Origin of the sequence: Jeotgalibacillus haloalkalitolerans (assembly GCF_034427455.1) — a bacterium.
In the GTDB taxonomy this organism is placed as follows: Bacteria; Bacillota; Bacilli; order Bacillales; family Jeotgalibacillaceae; genus Jeotgalibacillus; species Jeotgalibacillus haloalkalitolerans.
Genome location: NZ_JAXQNN010000002.1, coordinates 414,667 through 432,304, shown reverse-complemented (window position 1 = coordinate 432,304; position 17,638 = coordinate 414,667). Strand labels below are relative to the sequence as shown.

Here is a 17,638-nt window from a genome sequence, read left to right as displayed (position 1 = left end):
ATGAGATCAGAAAAAATTGCAGTGGTGGATATAGAAACAACCGGAAATTCATACAGAAGAGGCGACCGCATAATACAATTTGCGGTCGTTCTGATTGAAAACATGAGCGTAACTGAGACCTATTCATCATTTGTAAATCCAGTGCAGCCGATCCCTCCTTTCATTACTGAACTGACAGGTATTACAGAGCAAGATGTAGCAGATGCACCTGATTTTAAAATGATTGCTCCCCGCATCCAGGAAATGCTGAAGGGAGCTGTTTTTGTTGCACATAATGTTCAATTTGATCTGCCTTTTTTAAATGGAGCTTTAAGAAATGCTGATTTGAATGAGTTCTCGGGACCAGCCTGGGACACAGTTGAACTGTCACGTGCATTAATGCCTGAAGCAGCAAGTTTTAAACTGGGGGATCTGACGGAAAATCTGTTACTTGAGCATGATCGTCCCCACCAGGCTGACAGCGATGCGCTTGCAACTGCAGAACTATTAATCAGTTTACATAATAAAGTGATGAACATGCCTTTACTGACTGTAGAGCAGCTGGCAGGTCAATCTGCATTTTTAAAAAGTGATTTAGACCTCTTTTTTGAACTGTGTATAGAAGAAAAAAAGAAAAATCTCACTGATCTTCCTGATGAACTTGAAGTTTTCAGGGGAATTGCAATCAGAAAGAAGCAGCTGGTTCAAAAAAGCCATTTTAAAAAACCTGAAATAGAGATCGAAAACTTTATCAGTGAGCTTGTGCCCGGATATCAGAAGAGGGAAGCACAGCTTCAAATGATCACTGATATACTGACAGCTTTTCAGACACAATCGCATGCGGTCATAGAAGCTGGAACCGGAGTAGGGAAAACACTCGGGTTACTGATACCTGCTGTTATAAAAGTAAACGAAGGTAAAAAAATATGCATCACCACACAGACACTTCAACAGCAGGATCAGTTGCTTGAAACTGCCGGGAAAATAAACGCTTTGCTGCATAATTCATTGGCAACTGCTGTGCTCAAAGGCAGAAGTAATTACATTCATATGATGAAATTTGAGCAGTCACTCAAAGAAAATGACCGGCAATATGATACTGTGCTTGCTAAAATGCAGTTATTAACCTGGTTAACGGAAACAGAAACCGGTGATATAGATGAGTTGAACCTGTCAGGAGGCAGCCTGCTATACTGGAACAGAATCAGACATAGCGGCTGGTATCTGGATAAAAATCAGGATCCCTGGGCCGAGCGTGATTTTTACAGTTATTCATTAAAGAAGGCCGAGCAGGCAGATATTGTGATCACAAATCACGCAATGCTGGCAGTTGATAAACTTAAAGACACCGGGACATTTCCACGCTATGACCATTTGATGATTGATGAAGCGCATCACCTGGAGGAGACCTGCAGAAATCAGTGGGGCATCAGGCTGGACTATATGAAAATAAAGTTCGCCATTTCACGATTAACCGGAAGCCAGGAGGATGGAATATCAGAAAAACTTCATTCGATCCTTAATAAACATAAGATCTCATGTGACTATTTTCATCCTGAAAGCTGGGACCGGCTGAATCAGGAAACAGACGCATCTTTTTATCAGCTTGGATTGTACTTTAAAAATCACGTTAAGCGGCAAAAAGGATTTCAAAAGCAGAAACTGCTTTTGCAGGGTGATCATAGCGACTGGAAGTATGTTAAGTACAGTTTTGAAAGATTGTTAAATGAATTGAAAAACTGTTTGAAAACATTGTTAAAACAGCTTGAAGCGATCGGGAAGAAGAAAACAAAGCTGACTGTTCATGAAAAAGCAGCAGTAGAAGATGCCGGCGCACTGTTTCAGGAATGGGAAAGATTAATTGAAATCATCAGAACGTTATTTATCAGAAAGCATGATCAATATGTGAATTGGATTGAAGGGGATTTGAGATCTATACCCGGAAGCCTGACAATTGTTGCAAATGAATTGGATCTGAAGGATAAAATTCAGCATGCGTTTTTCGATGATTCCCTGCCTGCGGTTGCGGTAAGTGCGACACTGGCAGTAAATGACTCGTTCGATCATTTTATTCAGTCATCAGGACTTGCAGGAAAAAAGCTGATCATTAACAAGTATGAATCACCATTCGACTATCGGAATCATGTGAGGCTGATGGTGCCGAATGATCTGCCGGATATTAAATCCGTAACACCTGAAGAATATGTTGAATGGATTACCGGTCATTTAGCGGTGATCGCCGAGGCAACTTCCGGCAGGATGCTCGTGCTGTTTACTTCACATGAGATGCTCCGCAATACGTATGAATTAATAAAAGAAAGTCAGCAGATGGAGGATTTTGTCCTGATTGCCCAGGGGATATCGGCAGGCAGCAGAACAAAGCTGTCAAAGAATTTCCGTAAATTTGATAAAGCAGTTTTATTCGGCACCAGCAGTTTTTGGGAAGGGCTTGATATTCCCGGTGAGGACCTGTCGTGCCTTGTAATGGTGAGACTGCCTTTTTCACCACCGGATGAACCACTGGTGAAAGCCCAATGGGAACGTGCTAAAAGTGAAAATAGAAACCCGTTTCAGGAAGTCTCTCTGCCTAAAGCTGTTCTTAGATTCAGACAGGGATTTGGCAGACTGATCAGGCACGAGAATGATCGCGGGATTTTCATGGTATTTGACAGAAGACTTCTCAGTGCATCTTATGGTAAAGCATTTACAGATTCGATTCCTGAAATGAAGGTTGAAGAAAAAAGTCTTGATGAGTGTATCTTTGACATTGAAGAATGGTTGTAGGCTGAATAAACCTGTTATACTGTTTATGATAAATCTGATTGAAAGAAGTGAAGCCGATGGGTGAAAAGATTGAAATCATTTCTACAGTGACAGTAGATCATTCCAAGGATCTGTATAAAATTGTGGATGCACTGAACCGGTCTCTCAAAAGAGATGATCTGATGTTTGGTCTTGCACTGGATCAGGAGGATCAGTCAAAAGCTGTTTTTACGATTTACAGAACATAAGTGAGGGTTATTATGAAAAAATGGATACTCTTATTAAGTGCCGTGATAACGGTGTTTATTATCTGCTTTGTCCTGATCTATTCCACTGCCAGGCAACAGGTCAATGCAGAACTTGAAATAGCTGAAGAAGCTGCAAGAGCACAGGGAATGGAAGTGACAGACAGCTATCATTATCACGGCAGTGAAGTGTATTATATCGTTACAGGAGATATGGAAGGATCAAATCAATTATTCTTTTATCCGGAGAATACAGAGCTTGACTCAGTCGTGATTCCGGTTGAAGACGGGATATCAGAAGAACAGGCTTTAGATATGCTTTACAATGATGATGAGCCTCAGAAGATACTGTCTTCGAAAATCGGGATGGAATCAGTAGGTCCGGTATGGGAAATTGTCTACGAGGATGAAGATGATTTGCTGAATTATTATTATGTGAAGTTTGAAAGTGGTGACTGGTGGAGAACCATCCGTAACTTATAAGGAGTGAAGAAATCATGAAAGAATTACTTGCAAACAGAGTGAAATCACTGACACCATCTACAACTTTGGCAATTACGGCCAAAGCGAAAGAATTAAAAGCTGAAGGTAAAGATGTCATCGGGTTAGGAGCAGGGGAGCCTGATTTTAATACCCCTGATCATATTATCGAAGCTGCATATCAGTCAATGAAAAGCGGTGAAACGAAATATACGCCTGCAGCCGGAACAGTTGCACTAAAACAGGCGATCGCTGATAAATTTAAGAGAGACCAGCACATTACATATGATCTTTCTGAGATCTTTGTGGGCAGCGGTGCTAAGCACGTACTTTACAATATATTTCAGGCGATTTTAAATGACGGTGATGAAGTCATTATTCCAACTCCATATTGGGTAAGTTACCCTGAACAGGTAAAACTTGCAGGAGGCAAACCTGTCATAGTTGAAGGAAAAGAAGATAACGACTATAAAGTAACTGCAGAGCAGATTCTTGAGGCTGCCGGACCTGAAACAAAGGCAGTGATTATTAACTCACCAAGTAACCCTACAGGGATGGTTTACTCAAAGGAAGAGCTTGAGGCAATTGGTCAGGCATGTCTTGAAAAAGATCTGCTGATTATTTCCGATGAGATCTATGAAAAGCTGCTCTATGACGGAACAGTGCATACATCAATCGCTGAAATCTCACCGTCATTAAAAGAACAGACAATACTTGTGAACGGTGTGTCAAAATCACATTCGATGACCGGTTGGAGAATCGGTTACGCTGCAGGGCGCAAAGATATTATTAAGGCGATGACAAACCTTGCAAGTCATTCTACATCGAATCCTACAACGACTGCTCAATTCGGGGCACTAGCAGCATATGAAGGACCTCAGGATGCAGTAGAGGAAATGAGAACTGCATTTGAAAGCCGCCTGAACAAAGTATTTGATCAGGTTAACCGGATACCGGGATTCCGCTGCATTAAACCACAGGGAGCATTTTACTTATTTCCAAATGTAAAAGAAGCTGCAGCACTTTGCGGTTTTGACTCTGTTGACGAGTTTGCAAAAGATCTGTTAAGCGAGGCTAATGTCGCAGTGATTCCTGGTTCAGGTTTTGGCTCTCCTGACAACATCCGTTTGTCTTATGCAACTGATCTGGCATCGCTTGAAACTGCACTTTCACGGATCAGCGACTATGTTGAAAATAAAAAACGCTGATTGAACCATATACGTATCAAAGGTATAATACGTTAGTGATGAAACAATAGATATTAATGTTCCTGGAGGGAAATCGAGTGAAAACATCAATCTCACAAGCCGGCAGCCACGTTGGAGAAGAAGTAACAATTGGCGCCTGGCTGGCAAATAAACGTTCAAGTGGAAAGATCGCTTTCCTGCAGCTTCGTGACGGTACAGGATTTATTCAGGGAGTTGTCGTTAAAAGTGAAGTAGGAGAAGACATCTTTCAAAAAGCAAAATCCTTAACGCAGGAATCTTCAATTTACGTGACTGGTTTAATTAAAGAGGATACACGCTCTCCTTTTGGTTATGAAATGGAAGTAAAAGACCTGACTGTGATCCATGAGTCAACAGATTATCCGATTACACCAAAAGAACATGGTACTGAGTTCTTAATGGACCATCGTCATCTATGGCTGCGCTCTAACCGTCAGCATGCAGTGATGAAAATCAGAAATGAGATTATCCGTGCTACTTATGAATTTTTTAACAAAGAGGGCTTTGTTAAGGTAGATCCACCAATTCTGACGGGCAGTGCACCAGAAGGAACTTCAGAGCTATTCCATACAAAATACTTTGAAGAAGATGCTTATCTTTCACAGAGCGGTCAATTATATATGGAAGCTGCTGCAATGGCTCTTGGAAAAGTATTTTCATTCGGTCCGACTTTCCGTGCTGAAAAGTCTAAAACACGCCGCCACTTAATCGAGTTCTGGATGATCGAGCCGGAGATGGCATTCTATGAATTTGAAGACAACCTTGTAGTTCAGGAGCAGTATGTATCATTTGTGGTTCAGTCTGTTCTTGAAAACTGTCAGCTCGAATTGACAAGACTGGGCAGGGACACATCAGTGCTTGAGAAAATTAAAGCACCATTCCCGCGAATCACTTATGATGATGCACTTAAATTTCTACATGAAAAAGGATTTGACGATATTAAATGGGGAGATGACCTTGGGGCTCCTCATGAAACTGCAATTGCAGAAAGCTATGATAAGCCTGTATTCATTACACATTATCCGACAAGTCTGAAGCCGTTTTACATGCAGCCTGAAGCAGAGAATGAAGATGTTGTATTGTGTGCAGACTTGATCGCACCTGAAGGCTACGGAGAAATTATTGGCGGATCAGAGCGTATTCATGATCTGGAGCTGCTTGAGCAGAGAATTAAAGAACACAAGCTGGAGCCTGAAGCATATCAGTGGTACTCTGAACTTAGAAAATATGGTTCAGTTCCTCATTCAGGTTTCGGATTGGGACTTGAAAGAACTGTCGCATGGATCAGCGGCGTGGAGCACGTAAGAGAGACAATTCCATTCCCTAGACTATTAAACAGACTATATCCTTAATGACAAATGACCGAATAAGCGTTAGTTGCTTTTCGGTCATTTTTCAAGCTGAAAGGAGGGGCACTGATGTCACAGCTCCCGTTACAAACATGGATAAAAGAAGGATATACAGCCATCCCTGTGATGCTGCTGAAATATTATAAAAAATTGAATCTGACAGAAACAGAAAGCATGCTCCTGATTCAGCTGCATGCTTTTATAGATAAAGGAAATCTTTTCCCGACCCCTGATCAGATCGCAGATAGAATGACGCTTACATCATCTGAATGCCTGAAGATTATTCAAAAGCTGGTGAAGAAAAATCTTCTTGAAATAAATGAAGGTGAAGAAGAGATTAAAACAGAACACTACTCTCTTGAACCATTATGGAATTGTATTCTGACCGTTGCAGGGCAGGAGCAATTCCAGGAAACAGTCGAACAGACAATGGCGATGCAGACTGACCTTTATTCAATGTTTGAACAGGAATTTGGACGGCCGTTATCACCGCTTGAGTGTGAAACGCTGGCGATGTGGATTGATCAGGATGATCATAGTCCTGAAATCGTTAAAGCAGCACTCAGAGAGGCAGTCATATCTGAAAAACTGAATTTCAGATATATTGACCGGATATTATTTGAATGGAAGAAAAAAGGAATCAAATCACCTGAAGATGCAAAAAAACAGGGTGAACAATTCAGGAAACCCAAACCTCAGACAGAAAAACCTCACGAGCCCGCGCCTTTTTATAATTGGCTTGAGAACTGACAGGAAGTGAAAATATGCTGACTAAAGCTCAAATAAGAGAATGTCTTGATGAAATGGAAAAAATGTTTCCGGATGCTCACTGTGAATTAATCCATGATAATGCATTTGAATTAACAATCGCAGTTCTGCTGTCCGCACAATGTACAGATGCACTGGTTAACAAAGTAACGAAGAACTTATTTAAGAAATATAAAACGCCTGAGGATTATCTGAGTGTGTCTTCAGAGGAATTGCAAAATGATATACGCTCCATCGGGTTGTATAGAAATAAAGCAAAGCATATTCGTAATCTTTGTGAAAGACTGATAGAGCATTATAATGGTGAAATACCTGCTGATCATAAAGAACTGACTACATTACCAGGTGTGGGAAGAAAAACAGCCAATGTGGTTATGTCAGTTGCCTTTGACTGGCCTGCAATTGCAGTGGATACCCACGTTGAGCGAATTGCCAAGAGGCTTGGCATCTGCAGATGGAAAGACTCTGTTCTTGAAGTGGAACAGACCTTAATGAAAAAAGTTCCTAAAGAAGAATGGTCAGTGACACATCACAGGATGATTTTTTTCGGCCGTTATCATTGTAAGGCACAAAAGCCTGATTGCGGTAACTGTCCTTTGCTGCACTTATGCAGGGAAGGACAGAAGAGACAAAAGAAGCAGGAGATCACATCATGAAATATAAACTGCCTGATCAATATAAACATCAATTGTTTTACCCGGACCTTGATGAAGTTGAGATAGAGGAAAGTAACAGGTTTGAGCCTTTTTTTGCAGCAGACCTGATTGCTATGAAAAATGATCAAAAGCCCTGGGAGGATCTCGAACACTGGTCAGGACTGATCCAGAGGGAGTGGGAAGTACTTGCTGATGAGATGAGACCGTTGTTTGAAGGCCAGGCAGATCAGACATATGACGGAATGGTCAAAGGGTTATCTCTTTTCTTCACACTGCTCTACTGGACGAATGAACAGCATGTGTCCGTTGCAGCCTGGGAAGAGGATATCAAAAACTTTGAAGTAGCAATTATGAACCCACAGGAAAGAATCTCTTTTATTTTAAAAAGGCCGGCTGTTTATTTCTCGTTTATTCAGCTGGATGAGATGTTCCGGGAGCTGATCAAAACCTCAGCAAAATTTAATGCCATAAAAAAAAGAAAGCGCGGTTGATTTTCCGCGCTTTCTTTTTTATTGTTCTGCATCTGTAGTATCACCGTCTGGTGAACCCTCAGCAGGTTCTTCAGGATTCTCATCTCCGGTGTTTTCTTCTTCCTGTGCGGGTTCCTGTTCACCGCTTCCTTCATCAGTATTACTTTCATCATTTCCGTTTCCTTGACCTTCGCCGTTGCCTTCTCCTTGGCCTTGGCCTTCACCTTCACCTTCGTTGTTACCTTCTTCAGGATTTTGTTCTTCCTGATTGTCTTCAGGGTTTTCCTGTTCTTCCTCATTTTGTTCTTCAGTATCTTCTTCATCCTGTTCCTCATCTTCAGAACGGGCGATTTCGATATTGGTGTTTGCTGAACTGCTTCGCTCTTCATCCGCAATTGCAGTAACAGTGAACGTATAAGAAGAACCTTCCTGTACCTGTTCAATATTTAATCCATTTTGCGATGTAACAGCGAGCTCACGTTCTTCACCGCCATCAATGCTGACAAGCACTTCAAATTCAACATCACGGTCATCATTTTCATCCTGATTGTGATCCCATGTCAGCTGAATGGTTCCATCCTCATCATTATACTCAGCTGAAAGGTTTGAAGGAGCTTCCAGATCAGGAACGACATATTCTTCAGATACTGAAGTCGGTTCTGTGCCTCTGATAAATAACTCAACCGATTTTTGATCATCCGGTGTATATTCACTTGCAAGCTGAACCGGGGAAGTACCTTTTTCAATCTCCAGTTCAACGACACTATCCGGTTTCTCAAAGTCAGGTGTTTCGATTCCTTCGTGAACGCCTCTCATAATATCCCTGAAAATATACTGTGATACATAGCGATCCTGAGGGGAGAGGTAGTTTTCATTCTGATTGGATGCATAGCCAAGCCATACAGCCGCCGTATATTGTGATGTAAACCCGGCAAACCATGAGTCCGGCGCACCATTTGACGGAATCCCATTTGCATTTAAAATATCCTCTGGATAGTTGGTTGTTCCCGACTTACCTGCAAGCGGCAGGCCATCCACCTGAGCCAGTTCACCAGTAGCACCAGGCTCAAGCACGTCTTTTAACATATCAGCCATCATATAAGCTGTTGAATCTTTCATAGCTACTTCTGATTCAGCTTCAAGTTCCATTGAAGAACCATCTCTGAATTCAATACTTGTAACTGAATGTGGTTCATTATAAACACCTTTATTACCAAATGCAGCATATGCACCTGCCATTTCCAGTGTATTTGTTTCAGGTTCACCGCCTATCGCGGCACTTTCACAAAGCACTTCACCACAGTTTTCAGTATTAAAATCCCAGCCGAGACCTCTCAGGAATTCTGTACCCTGTTCCTGACCGACTTCCATATAAGCTTTAATGGCAGTAATGTTTCTTGAGTCAGCTAAAGCATCTCTCATTGTCATTGGTCCTTTGAACTGGCCATCATAGTTGTTTGGTTCGAAACCATTAGAATATTCATAAGGCTCATCTACAATCGTTTGTGCTGTAGACCAGTCCAGATACTCAATTGCAGGGGCATAGTCAAGCAATGGTTTAATTGCTGACCCCGGCTGACGTGTCTGATCTGTCGCGTAGTTGAAACCACGCTGAACTTCCTCTCCGTAACCGCGGCCGCCGCCGATTGCTCTGATGGCGCCTGACTCTGTATCCAGCAATGTCACACCAGCCTGAGCCATGACATCATTCATGTCAGCAGGGAACTGAATGCTGCCGTCATTTAACGTATTCTCAACAATGGTCTGTGCATTTGGATCAAGCGTCGTATTAATTTTCAGTCCATCTTCATACGGATTTACGTCTTCTAACGCTTCTAATTCATCGAGCACTACATCTACAAAAGCATCATATTTAGATTCTTCTGCCGCCAGCTGCTGCCGCGGATTTCCTGATTCTTCACTGCGGTCAACCAGGCCGTCTGTAATATCAGTTTCAATGGCCTGGGTCATTTCCTCTTCGGAAATTTTTCCGTGATTATGCATTTGTCTCAGTACAGTATCACGGCGTTCCTTAGCCAATTCAGGATTTTCATATGGATTATAGGCATTAGGGCGCTGCGGCAGACCGGCTAATAAAGCAGCCTGATGCAGCTTAAGGTCTGACAGGTCCACATCATAATAGTATTGGGAAGCAGTTCTGATCCCATAAATGCTGTCTGAGTAATAGATTTTGTTTACATACATTTCAAAAATATCTTCTTTGCTGTAGTCCTGTTCTAACTGATAAGCAAGCCAGGCTTCCTGTGCTTTACGCTCCAGAGATTTTTCAGGTGTCAGAACGGACTGCTTAATCACCTGCTGCGTAAGGGTACTCGCACCCTCAGCTCCAAAACCTTCAGTAATATTCGCTAATACAGCTCCCATCAGGCGGAAAAAGTCAACGCCCTGGTGCTCATAGAAACGATTATCTTCGATGGCAAGTACTGCATTCTCTACAAGCGGGGGAATCTCATCATAAGAGACGAATTCTCTGTTTTCAGCACCAATCCGTGCAAAAACATCTCCATTTACATCCCTTAATTCTGTCGTAATCGGATCAATGAAATCTTCTTCATTCAGGTCCGGCGCCTGAGAAGCATAATAAGCAAACAGTCCTCCTCCAAATAACAGACCTGCTAGTCCGACAATAAATACAGTAAGAAGTATCTTCTTAAACAAAGATCCTTTTTTCTTTTTTTTATTTTTTGTTTTGGAATTTTTTTGCGCATTCCTTTTTTCTTCGCGTGATTTATAATCAGCCATTTAACATTTCCTCTCTTTCAAAAGCTCATTTAAGCAAATGATCTATAATTTTAAGGTAATCTATCCTGGGGTGCAAGCCTAAAGGGATAGAATAGGAAGTTTCCTCTATTTCTTTTTTTGTCATAGATTTTCTGCCGCCTTTTAACATCCTCTCCCAAAATTGACTTAACTGCTGATAAGGCATCAGAAATATCTCTTCAGTGATGGAAAACCGGATGATCACAAAAGCGATCCCTTTCTGGTTAGTTACCTGTTTCATATGTTCAAGCTGGTGCTGATGGAAGTTCTGCAGTGGAAAAGACGTGCGATTCCTAGTCTCTTTTGCCTCGAAATCGATATAGTGTCCATTATATACACCGTTATAGTCAGTTGTGGAAGCCTGTTTGAAATACGCTTCTTTAATGACTGCTGCACTTCTTTTTGGATAATCGACGTTTACAATCTGAACTGGCACAGGCTTTTTATGGATCACTGCAATACCTGTCTGCACATAATAATCATTCGTTTCGTTAAGATCTTCTTCGAGGGTCATCCCTCTTTTACCGTGAGAATAAGATTTTTCTTTCTTTTCTTGTTGCTGATTTTTCGATTTGGGACTGAATTTTTTTCCATTTGGATAATGAAATTCCATGTGTAACACCTCACCTGAACATCATACCACAAGCAAGGTCTGATCAAACTGATCCGGTCTTAACATTAGACGTACATACATCAATAGAAGTTACAGTTCTGCCAACCTTTGATACACTAACTATATAAAAGGATCGCTTTGTTAAAGTCCATTGTTGTTTCTGCACAGCTGGTGATTGGAGCGTAAGGGGGCGGCTCGCAGGAAGGGAAGTGTGAGGCCATGGCCAAGCCTGCGGGCTCACCGCCCGGCCAGGAAAGCGTCCCCCTGCAGCGGAAATCAACAGCCAACTTTAACAAAGCCAAAAGGATAGAGGTGTTTCATTTGAATAAGGAAATCATATTAAATCAGACGAATGAGTTAATTGAAATTACCAGACGTGCTGATCTTGAATATAACAATAGAAGAGAATCAAAGGAAAAAGGCGATTTTTATGAGGAAGTTAAACCCTTCGCAGATCACGCTCATTCCATTTTAAAAGAATGGAAAGTAGCTGCATCCAATTATCTGATCGAACAGCCGAAAAAAAATATTCACCAGAACCAGGTCGCTGCAACAGCAGAAAATATTGAGCTGGTTGTGGTTCAGTGTTTTTTTCCTGAAACAAGCTATAAACGTTTTAAAAGCTATATTCAGTCGAGTCTGTATGTTCTGGAGCAATTAGGTGCGATTTTAGAGGAGCGTTAAGCTGCAATTAGGCATAAGCTATTAAAAAAGGGGAATGACCATGTACTACTGCCCTTATTGCCGCCGTCCTTTTCAATATTACACAGAAAATCAAACTGATCGACCAGAGCATCAGGAGCAGCCGAGAAAACCAAGAGTTGACATTAATAATATTATGTCTACCTGCAATCAGTTTGTAAATACATGCAGTCAGGCAAACCAGCTAATTTTGTCTATCTCAAAAGCTTTCAGACCTTAAAGATCCCGGTTTGCACTGAGGAATATATGTTCGTATAATGAGAGTATAGAGGTGATCGCATGCGTAAAAAGACGCTTAGTGAAATCGCAGAAAGTTTCAGAGAGAATCGTGATATCTCCGAACAGATTATAAAATGGCATACAATTGAACCGAAGGAAGCGGTATATGCACCGCTTCCTGATCTTGTTCACCCGGATCTGCAAAAAGCGCTGGAACGAAGGGGAATAGGCCGGCTTTATTCTCATCAGGCTGAAGCATTTGAAGCAGTCAGTAATGGACGATCGATTACAGCTGTGACGCCTACAGCCTCAGGCAAAACACTTTGCTACAACCTGCCAGTCATACATCAGATTATGAATGACCACCATAGCCGGGCTTTATATATATTTCCTACAAAAGCACTCGCACAGGATCAGAAAACAGAATTGAATGAACTGCTTGAGCTCGCCGAAGCTTCGATCAATTCATATACGTATGACGGCGATACACCGGCAGGAATCAGACAGAAGGTACGTAAAGCGGGGCATATTGTCATCACCAACCCGGACATGCTCCATTCTGCCATTCTGCCGCACCATACGAAATGGGTATCTCTTTTTGAAAACTTAAAGTATGTAGTCATCGATGAACTGCATATATACCGCGGTGTGTTTGGCAGTCATGTAGCCAATGTCATCAAGAGATTAAAAAGAATCTGTAAGTTTTATGGAAGTGATCCGATTTTTATCTGTACATCGGCAACCATTGCGAACCCGAAAGAACTTGCTGAGAATCTGACAGGGAAAGAGATGAAACTGATCGACCAAAATGGTGCGCCTTCAGCCAAAAAGCATTTTGTATTTTATAATCCTCCCGTTGTGAACCACCAGATGAACATCAGGCGCAGTGCTACATTAGAAGTCAGAAGAATCGCAGGTCTATTATTGAAAGAAAAGATCCAGACGATCGTTTTTGCACGAAGCAGAGTGAGAGTTGAGATAATACTCACTTATCTGCAGGAACTTGTAAAAAATGAATTGGGGCCTAAATCAATCAGAGGTTATCGCGGTGGTTACCTGCCAACACAGCGCAGAGAAATTGAAAAGGGATTGCGTACAGGGGATGTATATGGTGTGGTGAGTACAAATGCACTCGAACTCGGCGTGGATATCGGGCAGCTTCAGGCCTGTGTCATGACAGGTTACCCTGGTACAATTGCCAGTGCTTGGCAGCAGGCAGGGCGTGCAGGACGCAGACAGGGAGAAGCATTGATCATTATGGTTGCAAGTTCAAGCCCGCTTGACCAGTTTGTAATTCAGCATCCGGACTATTTTTTAGAGTCAAGCCCTGAAACAGCCAGAATTAATCCTGAAAATATTATTATTATGCTGGACCATTTAAAATGTGCTGCATTCGAACTTCCTTTTGAAAAGGACGAGCTATTTGGTGAGATAGATCCCACTGATCTGCTGGAATACCTGACAGAAGAGCGCGTGCTGCATTTTTCCGGTAATAAATGGCATTGGATGAATGATGCATTTCCTGCTCATAATATCAGCCTGCGTTCAGCCTCCCAGGAAAATGTAGTGATTATAGACCAGACAGAAACAGCTTCCCATAAAGTGCTTGGTGAAATGGACCGTTTCAGTGCGATGACCCTGTTACATGATGAAGCAATTTATCTTCATCAGGGTGTTCAATATCAGGTTGAGTTTCTTGACTGGGAAGAGAAAAAAGCGTTTGTCAGGGAAGTCGAAGTTGATTACTATACGGATGCAAACCTGGCTGTTCAATTATCCGTACTCGAAGAAGATAAATGTAAAGAAACTGCCGCTGCACGTGTCTCCTATGGGGATGTATCAGTAAGAGCCATGGCAACCATTTTTAAAAAAATCAAGTTTGATACGCATGAAAATATAGGATCAGGTCCGATTGATCTGCCTGAAGAAGAACTTCACACCAGCGCTGCGTGGTTTGCTTTGAGTGAGGATCTGAATGATATGACGGATGAAAGAATTGAGCAGGGTATGATTGGTGCTGCTCATGCTTTAAAGGCAATTGTTCCGGTGCATGTCATGTGTGACCCGCAGGATATCCAGATCACACCTCAGGTAAAAGCAGTCCATAACCAGTTGCCGACGATCTTTATTTACGACCGTTATCCCGGAGGTATTGGTCTCAGTGAAAAAGTATATGAAACAGGAGGCCGTCTGATCAGAGAAGCAGCTTCACTTGTAAAAAGATGCAGCTGTGAAGAGGGATGTCCATCATGCGTTGGAACAGAAATCTCATTTACTGGCGGTAAAAAGGATGCCTATGCCCTGTTGACTTTATTTGCAGAAGCGATGGAGAGTTAGTCAAATGAACCTTAAAAAGAAATTGGCACGTATGAAGCCGCATCTTCAGGAGAACAATCAAAAAAAAGACATAGAAACTGAAGAACTTCCATATATGGATATCTGGAAGGATAACGATACAGAAGTATTCACTTATGAAGATCAGCATTGTCTGATCAGGGAAGTACATTATCCTGTTGATTTTACTCACGGACGTTATCAGCTTTCAGATTTATTAGGCGTGTTGGAAGCCTGGAATCAGACTGATTTTAATCACTCTCTTTCAGCTAAAGGTTTCAGGGTTGAGGATCTCTTCTTTTTTGATACAGAAACAACAGGATTAAGTGGAACGGGGACTTCCATATTTCTGCTGGGGTATGCGAAGTTTGAAAATAACAGGTTTGTCTTAAAGCAGCATATTTTAACTGATCCATCAAATGAAATTGCATTATATCTGAGCTTTCTTGAAAACGTGAATTATGAAACACTCGTTACGTTTAACGGGAAGTCATTTGACTGGCCTCAGGTTCAATCACGCCATACCCTGATCAGGAATCATGTACCCAGATTACCTGAGACCGGACACTTTGATTTATATCATGCAGCTAAGCGGATCTGGAAAAGCAGTCTGAAATCACTGAAATTAAAAAGCCTTGAGGAAGAAAAGCTCGGTTTTGTCAGAGAAGATGATATACCTGGTTACCTTGCACCGGCTATTTACTTTGATTTTGTGGAGAGGAAGCATCCTGAGGGTATGCTGAAGGTGCTTGAACATAATGAAAAAGACATTCTTTCGTTAATTACTTTATATACGCACATCAGCTTACAGCTGCTTGGAACCGATCAGAATCAGAGCAGCATCGAGAAACTAGAGACCGGGAAATGGTTTAAAAAAGAAGGTGAGCAGCTGATCTCGGAAAAATATTTAAAAGATTCTTATCAGATGGATGCAAATCCATCAGCTGCATTTCATTTAGCTTTTGAATACAAAAAACAGCAGCAGTTTGAACAGGCATTGCGGCTCTTTACGATATCCCTTGAAAAAAGTGTTCCAAAAGAACAGAGAATCGCAGCGGTTGAAATCTCAAAAATATATGAGCATCAGACAAAAGACTTTGAAAAGGCATATTTATTTGCGATGCGGGCGATAAAAGCCCTTGATGCAGAAAATATTAAAGAAGAATTAAAACAAAAGAAGCTGGATCAGATTAAACACAGGTTAAGCCGTATTTCCCGAAAAATGCGTGGAAATAAATTAACTTAATATTTCCCGGGGAAGCGCAATAAATGACAGTTTTACCGGACTTTCACGATGAACTTTCGACAAGAATCTGACTCATTCTGCAGAATTGTCACAAAATAGACAAGAATCAATGTTTAATAGGTGGTTGTTTCACCTGGGAAACAATTGTACTATTAAATTATTGAATTTATTTGGGGTTGAAAGTATGAGAAAATTACTGTTATTGTTGTTTTTCTTCGTGATTGGTGCTACTGCTTACGTGTTCTCAGCCATTGGAGATCAGCTTTCTGTATTATAAATATTAAAGTAACAGATAAATAGCTGAATTTATGTATTTTGAAGCGGCAGGATAAAATAGTCCCGCCGCTTTTATTTCTTACAGAAATTACGGTGATTACATGAAAACACTTGTTATTTCCGGATATAAATCCCATGAGCTGGGTATTTTCAAATCCGGTGATCCTGCTGTCGGAGTGATTAAAAAAGCAATCAGACAGCGTCTGGTCACACTGATTGATGAAGGGCTTGAGTGGGTCATTGTATCCGGCGGTCTCGGTGTGGAACAATGGGCTGCTGAAGCAGTTATTCAGTTAAAAGCTGAATATCCAGCTTTACAGCTTGCAGTCATTACACCTTTTTTAAGTCAGGAAGAGAAATGGAATGAAGAAAACCAGACGAATTATCAAAACATATTAAAAAGTGCTGACTTTACTGCCTCAGTTTCAAATAAGCCTTATACTGATCCTTCCCAGTTCAGAAACAGAGATGATTTCTTACTGAATAAGGCTGATGGTTTGCTGTTGATCCATGACGAAGAAAAAGATGGCTCTCCAGCCTTTTTATTAAAGAAAGCTGAGACATATGCTGAACAAAATAAGCTGGAAATTATCAGGATCGATTTTCAGGATTTACAATGGATTGCAGAGGAAGCTGTATTAAGTGAATCAGAACCTGATTGACAAGCGACCTGCTTTTTGGAAAAATAAATATACTGGATACGATAGCCGAGGTGAATATAATGAAAAATGACGTGGCACAATTAACTGCAAAAGAAATACTTGAACGAGAATTTAAAACAGCGATGAGAGGTTATAAGCCTGAAGAAGTAGATGCTTTTCTTGATCAGATCATTAAGGATTATGAAGCATTTGCAGAAAGAATTGAAACACTGGAAAATGAGCTGAAAAGAGCACAGAAGAGTCCTGAACCTCAGCGCAGATCAACTGTGCAGCAGACTCAGCCTCAAACAACTGCCAGCGGGACAACAAACTTTGATATTCTGAAAAGACTGTCCAATTTGGAAAAAGAAGTGTTCGGAAGAAAATTATACGAAGACAGGTAGAAAAAGCTTCTTGCTTATTGTAACTGTTCACTGTATAATTTGATTTTGGCGAAACCGGCTAAATGGTTGGGCAATTGCTGCTTATAGCAGAGGAAAGTCCATGCTCACACGGTGCTGAGATGCCCGTAGTGTTCGTGCTTCGCGAAAAAATAAGCGGAGGCAGTCTGTTGGATCAGGCTGACGGCAGAGAAGATACCTAAGTCTGACAGATATGGTATGCATCTCTTGAAAGTGCCACAGTGACGAAGTTCTGTCAGAAATGATGGAAGTGGAACGAGGTAAACCCCACGAGTGAGAAACTCAAACAATGGTAGAGGCACTTTCCCGGAGGAAATGAACAAAGGGAGAGGCCGGCATAATTGCCGGCAGATAGATGATTGCCGCTTGTCGTACAAGCTTAACAGGCGCTAAAGTACGCTTGAACAAAACATGGCTTACAGACCATTAGCTGGTTGACCAATATTATAATGACATGATCAGAAGGCA

Annotated in this window: 15 protein-coding genes and 1 other RNA gene; 14 read left to right on the top strand and 2 right to left on the bottom strand. The window is 41.5% G+C overall.

Annotated elements, in window-relative coordinates; all coding sequences use genetic code 11:
* From dinG to UFB30_RS07015, 8 genes are all read left to right on the top strand, one after another.
* On the top strand, positions 1-2,763 hold the full coding sequence (gene dinG / locus UFB30_RS07050; RefSeq protein WP_322420982.1) for an ATP-dependent DNA helicase DinG: 2,763 nt from the start codon (positions 1-3) through the stop codon (positions 2,761-2,763).
* 56 nt (positions 2,764-2,819) lie between these two features.
* A complete protein-coding gene (locus tag UFB30_RS07045; protein WP_322420981.1) occupies positions 2,820-2,990 on the top strand; it encodes a YpmA family protein in 171 nt (56 codons plus the stop codon).
* 12 nt (positions 2,991-3,002) lie between these two features.
* Positions 3,003-3,470, top strand: coding sequence for a hypothetical protein (locus UFB30_RS07040; protein ID WP_322420980.1), 468 nt, complete (start codon positions 3,003-3,005; stop codon positions 3,468-3,470).
* A 14-nt stretch (positions 3,471-3,484) separates the two neighbouring features.
* Positions 3,485-4,675 carry a pyridoxal phosphate-dependent aminotransferase gene (locus UFB30_RS07035; protein ID WP_322420979.1) on the top strand — a complete coding sequence of 397 codons (1,191 nt, stop codon included), beginning with the start codon at positions 3,485-3,487 and terminating at the stop codon, positions 4,673-4,675.
* A 77-nt stretch (positions 4,676-4,752) separates the two neighbouring features.
* Positions 4,753-6,045, top strand: a complete 1,293-nt coding sequence (asnS, locus tag UFB30_RS07030; RefSeq protein ID WP_322420978.1) for an asparagine--tRNA ligase — start codon at positions 4,753-4,755, stop codon at positions 6,043-6,045.
* Positions 6,046-6,111: 66 nt separating this feature from the next.
* Complete coding sequence (locus UFB30_RS07025; RefSeq protein ID WP_322420977.1) at positions 6,112-6,792, top strand: DnaD domain-containing protein; 681 nt, start codon at positions 6,112-6,114, stop codon at positions 6,790-6,792.
* A 14-nt stretch (positions 6,793-6,806) separates the two neighbouring features.
* On the top strand, positions 6,807-7,466 hold the full coding sequence (nth, locus tag UFB30_RS07020; RefSeq protein WP_322420976.1) for an endonuclease III: 660 nt from the start codon (positions 6,807-6,809) through the stop codon (positions 7,464-7,466).
* Entirely contained in the window at positions 7,463-7,957 is a 495-nt protein-coding gene (locus UFB30_RS07015) for a YpoC family protein (protein WP_322420975.1), read from the top strand. Before nth ends, UFB30_RS07015 begins: the two co-directional genes overlap by 4 nt.
* An 18-nt stretch (positions 7,958-7,975) precedes the next feature.
* On the opposite strand, the gene UFB30_RS07010 is transcribed toward UFB30_RS07015, so the two are convergent.
* Both UFB30_RS07010 and recU read right to left on the bottom strand, forming a co-directional pair.
* Positions 7,976-10,699 (bottom strand): PBP1A family penicillin-binding protein, encoded by a 2,724-nt coding sequence (locus tag UFB30_RS07010; protein WP_322420974.1) that lies wholly within the window; start codon positions 10,697-10,699, stop codon positions 7,976-7,978.
* A gap of 25 nt (positions 10,700-10,724) precedes the next feature.
* Positions 10,725-11,330: a Holliday junction resolvase RecU gene (gene recU / locus UFB30_RS07005; protein ID WP_322420973.1), complete on the bottom strand. Its 606-nt coding sequence runs from the start codon at positions 11,328-11,330 to the stop codon at positions 10,725-10,727.
* A gap of 321 nt (positions 11,331-11,651) precedes the next feature.
* Here recU and UFB30_RS07000 point away from each other — a divergent pair, with 321 nt between their 5' ends.
* From UFB30_RS07000 to rnpB, 6 genes are all read left to right on the top strand, one after another.
* Positions 11,652-12,014, top strand: coding sequence for a YppE family protein (locus UFB30_RS07000; protein WP_322420972.1), 363 nt, complete (start codon positions 11,652-11,654; stop codon positions 12,012-12,014).
* 297 nt (positions 12,015-12,311) lie between these two features.
* Positions 12,312-14,588, top strand: a complete 2,277-nt coding sequence (locus UFB30_RS06995) for a DEAD/DEAH box helicase (RefSeq protein ID WP_322420971.1) — start codon at positions 12,312-12,314, stop codon at positions 14,586-14,588.
* A 4-nt stretch (positions 14,589-14,592) separates the two neighbouring features.
* The gene (locus UFB30_RS06990) at positions 14,593-15,831 is read left to right on the top strand and encodes a ribonuclease H-like domain-containing protein (RefSeq protein WP_322420970.1); all 1,239 of its coding nucleotides are present in this window, start codon (positions 14,593-14,595) and stop codon (positions 15,829-15,831) included.
* A gap of 377 nt (positions 15,832-16,208) precedes the next feature.
* Positions 16,209-16,769 (top strand): SLOG family protein, encoded by a 561-nt coding sequence (locus UFB30_RS06985; protein ID WP_322420969.1) that lies wholly within the window; start codon positions 16,209-16,211, stop codon positions 16,767-16,769.
* Between the two features lie 59 nt (positions 16,770-16,828).
* Positions 16,829-17,152 carry a cell division regulator GpsB gene (gpsB, locus tag UFB30_RS06980; RefSeq protein ID WP_322420968.1) on the top strand — a complete coding sequence of 108 codons (324 nt, stop codon included), beginning with the start codon at positions 16,829-16,831 and terminating at the stop codon, positions 17,150-17,152.
* A 62-nt stretch (positions 17,153-17,214) separates the two neighbouring features.
* Positions 17,215-17,594: RNase P RNA component class B (gene rnpB, locus UFB30_RS06975), an RNA gene on the top strand.
* Positions 17,595-17,638: the final 44 nt, after the last annotated feature.

Bases quoted from the DNA above. Each gene is read 5' to 3' on its own strand.
- UFB30_RS07010 (WP_322420974.1), bottom strand. From the start codon at position 10,699: ATGGCTGATTATAAATCACGCGAAGAAAAAAGGAATGCGCAAAAAAAT.
- gpsB (WP_322420968.1), top strand. From the start codon at position 16,829: ATGAAAAATGACGTGGCACAATTAACTGCAAAAGAAATACTTGAACGA.
- UFB30_RS07040 (WP_322420980.1), top strand. From the start codon at position 3,003: ATGAAAAAATGGATACTCTTATTAAGTGCCGTGATAACGGTGTTTATT.
- dinG (WP_322420982.1), top strand. From the start codon at position 1: ATGAGATCAGAAAAAATTGCAGTGGTGGATATAGAAACAACCGGAAAT.
- UFB30_RS06990 (WP_322420970.1), top strand. From the start codon at position 14,593: ATGAACCTTAAAAAGAAATTGGCACGTATGAAGCCGCATCTTCAGGAG.
- UFB30_RS07025 (WP_322420977.1), top strand. From the start codon at position 6,112: ATGTCACAGCTCCCGTTACAAACATGGATAAAAGAAGGATATACAGCC.
- nth (WP_322420976.1), top strand. From the start codon at position 6,807: ATGCTGACTAAAGCTCAAATAAGAGAATGTCTTGATGAAATGGAAAAA.
- UFB30_RS06985 (WP_322420969.1), top strand. From the start codon at position 16,209: ATGAAAACACTTGTTATTTCCGGATATAAATCCCATGAGCTGGGTATT.
- UFB30_RS06995 (WP_322420971.1), top strand. From the start codon at position 12,312: ATGCGTAAAAAGACGCTTAGTGAAATCGCAGAAAGTTTCAGAGAGAAT.
- UFB30_RS07015 (WP_322420975.1), top strand. From the start codon at position 7,463: ATGAAATATAAACTGCCTGATCAATATAAACATCAATTGTTTTACCCG.
- UFB30_RS07045 (WP_322420981.1), top strand. From the start codon at position 2,820: ATGGGTGAAAAGATTGAAATCATTTCTACAGTGACAGTAGATCATTCC.
- recU (WP_322420973.1), bottom strand. From the start codon at position 11,330: ATGGAATTTCATTATCCAAATGGAAAAAAATTCAGTCCCAAATCGAAA.
- UFB30_RS07035 (WP_322420979.1), top strand. From the start codon at position 3,485: ATGAAAGAATTACTTGCAAACAGAGTGAAATCACTGACACCATCTACA.